The organism is Phormidium sp. CCY1219, assembly GCF_055795085.1.
In genome coordinates this window covers 1-4,176 of record NZ_JAYFEQ010000340.1, presented here as the reverse complement: position 1 = coordinate 4,176, position 4,176 = coordinate 1, and the positions used below count along the sequence as shown (strand labels likewise).

The following is a 4,176-nucleotide window of genomic DNA, read 5'->3' as shown; positions in this document are numbered from 1 at the left end:
ATTCACCACCCCCACCCCTGCAGCACAAGAATTGAGCATGGTCAACAGGGGGGCTAAGCCATTGAAACTGGCTCCATCCAGTTGTTTGCTCTTTTCAATGATAATGGGGTAAAGTCCGAGATGTTTTAACCAAAGCGCACAAGACATTCCGGCTGGCTCACCTCCTATGATAACAACTACATTTTTCATGGTTATGCTTAATTCAACATTTCAAAACCTGAAGATTGAGTTACTTGACTGGGGCTAAATTGCTCCAAAATAAGGCTTTTGAGGAATCAAACCCTCGAACCCGATGAACGTTGGCTTTGACTGCGCCTTGAGTGAGGTCTTGTAATAGCGTACCCGCCTGAATCATGATGTAACCTTCGCGATCGGGAATAGAAAACCAACCCAACTCTTGCTTATACCCTTCAAATCCAGCAATCGAAATGATAATCGTAATTAAGGATCTATCCTTGTGAGGGCCAATAGAAACTTCTTGCGCATCAGCTCCTTTAATGTATTCTATATACTCTGCTTCTCGGTCATAGATATAAAATCCGCAGTTTTGCTGCCGAGAAAATTCTTGTAAAAACTCCTTCGGATATCCCAACGCCAGAGAGATGATCTCCAGGAGTTTGGAAATAAACCCAAAATAGGGTTTGACCGCTAAGTTTTCTCCATCTTCAAATCGGCTATATGTGCCATGAAAAACCGATCCTTGGCCTGTGTAAGCGTCTTCTCCATAATAGACATCAACTGAACTCTGAAGATTTTCAAGTTGCTTATCGATCTTTTTCCTGGCTTCAATCGTATCCTTAATATAGAAAAAACCAAATTGACTCAGACCTTTTTTGACTTCTTCTACTAGATGTTTTTCGGATCGATCTAATCCTTCAATGGTTGGATAGTGTTCGAGCATTATTGTACTCATCATTAAACTCCTTATCGTTGTCTTTTTTAAGTTCTAAGCCATTGGGTGTTTAAGCGCCCCCAAATGTTCTACCGCAGCCTTAATTTCCTCCTGTTGACCCAGGGTACTCAAACGCAAGAAGCCTTCGCCACTTGAACCGAATACGCAACCGGGTACACCAACAATCCCCGTTGATGCTAACAGTTTCTCAAAAAACTGCCAGGAAGATAATCCTTGGGGCGCTTTGACCCACACAAAAGGGCTATCGGTAGCCCCAAAACAGTGTAACCCAGCTTTTTCCAAACCTTCTCGGAGCAAGTCAGCATTTTTGAGATAATAATTGACGATTTTCTGGCATTCCTGTTGTCCAACTGGGGATAAAGCGGCGATCGCCCCATATTGAGCAACATTTGCCGTTCCCCAAAACTTGACCGCATGGCGGATACGCCACAAGTTGTTTAACTCTCCAGGCATTGTATTCTTAATCGTCAGTTGCTCAGGAATCACACACCAACCGACCCTCAAACCCGTAAAATTGGCCATTTTGGAAAAACTGCCAATCTCAATGGCACATTCTTTCGCCCCTTCAATTTCATAAATACTCCGGGGTACATTGGGAACACTGATGAAGGCGCTGTAAACAGCATCGAAAATAATCACAGCGTTCTGACTCCTGGCATAGTCCACAAACCCTTGAAGCTGCTCGTAAGTTGCCACTGCTCCCGTAGGATTATTGGGAAAGCACAGATAAATTAAATCTACTTTTTCTGACGGCAGCTTGGGGATAAAATTATTTTCCTCTTCACAGGGCAAGTTGACCAAGGGGCGACCAGCCAGTACAGTTCCTTCTACAAAAGCCGGATAAGCAGGGTCTTGCACGGCTACTGTATTATCCAGAGCAAAGAGGTCTTGAATGTTGACGGAAGCAGATTGAGCGCCATCACTAATAAATACTTCAGAGGATTCAAGTTCAACCCCCATTTTTTTGTGGTAATAGTTATCACAAATAGCCTGTCTCAGGGCCGAGTTTCCAGTAATATCCTCATACCCGGTATAGGTTTTTGGGTCTGCCAAACAATTGGCAGCATCAACCATCGCTTCAACCACTGTTGGGGGTAAAGGCTGGGTGGTATCCCCAAAAGCCATCATAAAAATTTTCTGTTGCTGATGGCTGGCTTTATAGGCTTCTACTTTACCCCAGACTTGGCTAAAAACGATTTCAGTATAAGTTTTCTCTCCTGTTAGTTGACTGAGATTTAAGTTCTTGGTAGCCATTGGATGGAAATGGGTAGCAGGTGACTGGCGAGTATAACTAGCATTTGATTCTCCAGGGTGGAGAATCAATCTAGTATGGAAGCTAAACTTTTAGCTTTTTCTGGATGTAGTCTGACAGTTGATATTGAGCCAAAATATTGCGAGGTAGGTGAGCTGCACCTTGAATGTATCCAAGACAGTTTGGACTTTGGCACACACACTCAAATCCTCGATCCATTGACCATTCTGTGGATGGATAGAAGAAGGTCAGTTCTTCGCCAATTTCAATTTTTCGTAGAGCAGTGACTACCCCATCCGTCGGGTTGAAGGCTACGTTGGGGGCGCAGCTATGGTTGATGTATTGCAAATATTCTGGGTCGAGCATGATATGCTGGCGATCGCTAACTTGCACGGTTAAGTAGTTGGGGCGATCGAGGGTCTCTTTTGCCCCAAACTGACTGATGATGTCTCCAGGCATAAATTCAACCGTAGAATAGAGGGATTTTCCTCCTGTTTTCTGGCACTCCTTGATTTCACCAAAAGGGATGATTTGTGTGTTTTTTTCAGCGATCTGCATTGATTTTAATTCTGGGATAATAGTAAATCCTTCATTTTTCACTCTACCATCTTTAGGCTAAACTTAGGGTTTCCAAAACCGCTTTTACTTTAGAAATCTCATGGGTTCTCAGCAAATCGCTTTTTCCTAATGCGGCAAAAACGGACAGAAAGACTTGCGTACTTCTAATTTCTTCTCCCCCAATTTCTAAGGCACTAGGGATCTGATTGAACACCGGAAATCCTAATTTCCTTAATCTAAAAGCATTCAGCAGAGATTTGATTTGATAATTGAGCCGTTTGCCTGCATTTTCATAATCGTAATAGAAATTACTGTATCCCAGACCGATCGCTGGATCGATAAATATCTTGTTCACTCCCAGTTTAGTGGCTTTCTCCGTCTCTTTAGCCAAATAATCGTAGACCAAAACAATCGGATCTTTAGCTTTAGCCCAATCGAATTCTTCTACATCTCTAGCGTGTTTTCCTTCCACATAGCAAATAATAATTGCGCCATCGAAATCAGCCACAGCTTTATAAATTTCTTCGCTATTTTCTGTCCCCGTAAAGTTGATGACATTTGCACCACACTTTAGACATTCTCTGGCAACTTCAGGATAGTAGGTTTCAACCGAAGTCAATATTCCTTCCTGACTCAAGGTTTCTAGAACGGGCAAAAGCTGACTGGTTTGTTTTAATTCATCCACCCTAGGGGTGTTTTTTGAAGTGGCTTCTACACCAATATCAATGATATCAGCACCTTGAGCTGTTAGAACTCTACCCCGACGAATTGCCTGTTCGCGGGTGTAACACACAGAGTGGTTCCACCAAGAATCAACAGAAAGGTTAATCACACCCAACAGAGCTGTTTGCTCGTTAAAGTTAAATTCTTTGTTCCCAAGTTTGATATTTTCTACTGGGATATCGTAGTCATTTTTATGTTGCTCATACACCTCATAAATTTCTTTCAGAGTCAGCATTTTCAACCTCTTTTCATTAATTAATTCTTGGAGTTACCCAAAAGTTACAGCTATTTTATTAGCCCATAGTATTTTAACTCAATCAAGGTCAAACTATAATCTCCACCCCCCAGCAACTTCTAAAATTTGCCCGGTGATGTAATCCGCCGGACTGCGACCGGGGGGACTGAGAAAGTCCGTAGGCGCGGGAATGGCTTCGATACCTTGTTTTTGGAAGACGAGGAGCGATCGCGCCATTGGCGATCGGGTTGGGTCGATGGGGGCGATAAAACCCCGCACCTCCCATTTAGAACTGGACGTGCAAGTTTCCCTGCATCCGGCTCCCGATAATCTAGCCTTTTGGCTCCAGCGTGTCAGTCTAATTTTCGCTGGTTTAAAATATCGACGCTTCATACGTGGCTTCGTATTCCTATCCATAGACACTTGCTCGATGGAGTACCTGCTTAGACTCAGGCTTAACCACCTTTCCTCCCCGCTTCACGGATTGATGACCAG

Annotated in this window: 5 protein-coding genes; all 5 read right to left on the bottom strand. The window is 43.3% G+C overall.

Features of this window, described 5'->3' with window-relative positions:
* Nucleotides 1-229: 229 nt before the first annotated feature.
* The 5 genes from AC0QH1_RS06100 to AC0QH1_RS06080 all read right to left on the bottom strand — a co-directional run bounded on the left by AC0QH1_RS06100 (nt 230) and on the right by AC0QH1_RS06080 (nt 3,960).
* Nucleotides 230-901 carry a 2OG-Fe(II) oxygenase family protein gene (locus tag AC0QH1_RS06100; protein ID WP_324630049.1) on the bottom strand — a complete coding sequence of 224 codons (672 nt, stop codon included), beginning with the start codon at nt 899-901 and terminating at the stop codon, nt 230-232.
* A 45-nt stretch (nt 902-946) separates the two neighbouring features.
* Nucleotides 947-2,236, bottom strand: coding sequence for an LL-diaminopimelate aminotransferase (locus AC0QH1_RS06095; RefSeq protein ID WP_324630047.1), 1,290 nt, complete (start codon nt 2,234-2,236; stop codon nt 947-949).
* Between the two features lie 13 nt (nt 2,237-2,249).
* A complete protein-coding gene (locus AC0QH1_RS06090) occupies nt 2,250-2,765 on the bottom strand; it encodes an SET domain-containing protein (protein WP_324630046.1) in 516 nt (171 codons plus the stop codon).
* 10 nt (nt 2,766-2,775) lie between these two features.
* The gene (locus AC0QH1_RS06085; protein ID WP_324630045.1) at nt 2,776-3,681 is read right to left on the bottom strand and encodes a dihydropteroate synthase; all 906 of its coding nucleotides are present in this window, start codon (nt 3,679-3,681) and stop codon (nt 2,776-2,778) included.
* Between the two features lie 93 nt (nt 3,682-3,774).
* A complete protein-coding gene (locus AC0QH1_RS06080; RefSeq protein ID WP_324630044.1) occupies nt 3,775-3,960 on the bottom strand; it encodes a hypothetical protein in 186 nt (61 codons plus the stop codon).
* Nucleotides 3,961-4,176 lie beyond the last annotated feature (216 nt).

Bases quoted from the DNA above. Each gene is read 5' to 3' on its own strand.
- AC0QH1_RS06085 (WP_324630045.1), bottom strand. From the start codon at position 3,681: ATGCTGACTCTGAAAGAAATTTATGAGGTGTATGAGCAACATAAAAAT.
- AC0QH1_RS06100 (WP_324630049.1), bottom strand. From the start codon at position 901: ATGCTCGAACACTATCCAACCATTGAAGGATTAGATCGATCCGAAAAA.